Source organism: Citrobacter sp. TBCS-14 (genome assembly GCF_005280805.1).
GTDB lineage: Bacteria > Pseudomonadota > Gammaproteobacteria > Enterobacterales > Enterobacteriaceae > Citrobacter > Citrobacter gillenii.
Genome location: NZ_SZWM01001102.1, coordinates 1 through 1,653, shown reverse-complemented (window position 1 = coordinate 1,653; position 1,653 = coordinate 1). Strand labels below are relative to the sequence as shown.

The 1,653-nt window shown below is 44.9% G+C and carries 2 protein-coding genes and 2 pseudogenes; 2 read left to right on the top strand and 2 right to left on the bottom strand.

Translation table 11 applies throughout. The annotated features are described in order from the left end of the window. Together FDX22_RS30670 and FDX22_RS24215 are read left to right on the top strand one after the other, a co-directional pair. Window positions 1-284: pseudogene (locus FDX22_RS30670) on the top strand (hypothetical protein); the annotation flags it as partial. Next, window positions 281-634 (top strand): tail fiber assembly protein, encoded by a 354-nt coding sequence (locus FDX22_RS24215; protein WP_146717904.1) that lies wholly within the window; start codon window positions 281-283, stop codon window positions 632-634. The pseudogene FDX22_RS30670 and the gene FDX22_RS24215, both read left to right, overlap by 4 nt. Here the strand turns inward: FDX22_RS24215 and FDX22_RS24210 are convergent. Together FDX22_RS24210 and FDX22_RS24205 are read right to left on the bottom strand one after the other, a co-directional pair. After that, window positions 606-1,196 carry a tail fiber assembly protein gene (locus tag FDX22_RS24210; RefSeq protein WP_146717903.1) on the bottom strand — a complete coding sequence of 197 codons (591 nt, stop codon included), beginning with the start codon at window positions 1,194-1,196 and terminating at the stop codon, window positions 606-608. The two genes, FDX22_RS24215 and FDX22_RS24210, sit on opposite strands and share 29 nt — an antisense overlap. Next, a pseudogene (locus tag FDX22_RS24205) lies at window positions 1,196-1,653 on the bottom strand (hypothetical protein); the annotation flags it as partial. The pseudogene FDX22_RS24205 and the gene FDX22_RS24210, both read right to left, overlap by 1 nt.

The following is a 1,653-nucleotide window of genomic DNA, read 5'->3' as shown; positions in this document are numbered from 1 at the left end:
TTCAATTGGGAGAAGCGGCAAAAGTAAGCCTCGGAGTTGATCAGACATGGCAAGACATGACATCAAGTAGAAGTATTGGCGTGGTTTACACAAACACAACAGGAAAACCAATTCAGTTATTGCTTGATTTTGTCCGACCATCAGCAAGCTGGTCTGTGAATGTCAGAATAAATAGTGTGGCAATAAATGGCGCTGGAGGTTATTGCCCCGTGATTCCCAATAATGCCACCTATCAGGTTATTACCACTGGTATATCAAGTTTAAGCTGGAGGGAGTTACGATGAGATTTTACATTGATAGCGACAATAATGTTTACGCGTATGAAAATGATTGTGAAGAAAAATTTATTGCTGAAGGATTAACACCAATAACAGAAAATGAAGCAAATGAAATATTGAATCCGCCACCTACCAAAGAGGAATTAATTGCCGCCGCCGAATACGAGCGCCAGCAACTACTTACCCGTGCAGACGCTGTTATGCCCGACTGGCGTACAGAATTGATGTTGGGGGAAATCAGCGACACCAACAGGGTTAAGCTGTCGGCTTGGCTGGCCTATAAAAATGAAGTTAAGTCAGCTGATGTGACAACCGCCCCTGAGCGAGTTAACTGGCCTGTCCCCCCGGAGGCGTAGGCCATAAGGGTTTCTCTGTATTAACGCGCATCAGCATAATCCGGTATTTTTTCCATTCAGATAGCGCGGTGGTTTCCTCTGCCGTCGCTATTCCCGTAACAACTGCATCCTGACGCCAGCTAATCTCATCATCAGCTACAGCCTTTAAACGTGATTTTTCGCGTTCTGCATCAGCAATAGCAGCATTACTCTGCGCATCCGTATCCGTTACCCACTTATCACTGTCCCATTTATCAAACAGTGTTGAAGGTGGCATAGTAGTAAAATCTGGCTTAATTTCGCCAATATAATCGATAATTGCAGCACGACCATCATTCGTTGACCAGACTGTTTCTCCGCGATGGTCTTCCTGTTGTTGCCAGCCATCCTCTGAAAATACGGCAACTTTACCGGCTATCTCATCGCCTGGAACAATATCGGTTGAATTACCAGGCATACTGACACCGATATTAATGAATTCATCTGACCATCCTGTATATTCCAGAGTTAAAGCGTCGTAATAAAAACAGCGAATTTCGCCAGCCTCAATAGCTAATCCATCTTCATCAAAAACAGGCTTCATTATTTAGCCCTTACTAAAAAGTTAAATGCGATGTTACGTGGTCTTACGGTTACATGATTAACGCCATTACCCAAAGCTGGTCCGGGATAAGGGAATCTGGAAAATCCAGCGCTATAATCGACGACACCATCATGATTACCTATTGCATGACCAGAACCTACGTCATAGTTGCCAGCATACTGTGTGAGAGATGTTGCTGCCTGAAAGCTGAGCAACCCCCTTCCGCTATCGACGCCCCTTGCATCATCCCAGATACGCAGGAACTCGCCTCGCACATCATTTAATTTCAGTCCTGGAATAATCCTTGCCAGTTTAGGGTATTCAGTCGCTGAGAAGGTTGCACCATTCCATTTCAAAAAGACCATATCCGACCACTCATCCATAACCGTATTAGGCATTGCAGTCGACGGCCAAAAGAACGGAATTCCTATCAGTGGAGCGCCTGCTCCTAAACGAA

Coding starts and splice junctions, on each gene's coding strand:
- FDX22_RS24210 (WP_146717903.1), bottom strand. CDS start 1,196: ATGAAGCCTGTTTTTGATGAAGATGGATTAGCTATTGAGGCTGGCGAA.
- FDX22_RS24215 (WP_146717904.1), top strand. CDS start 281: ATGAGATTTTACATTGATAGCGACAATAATGTTTACGCGTATGAAAAT.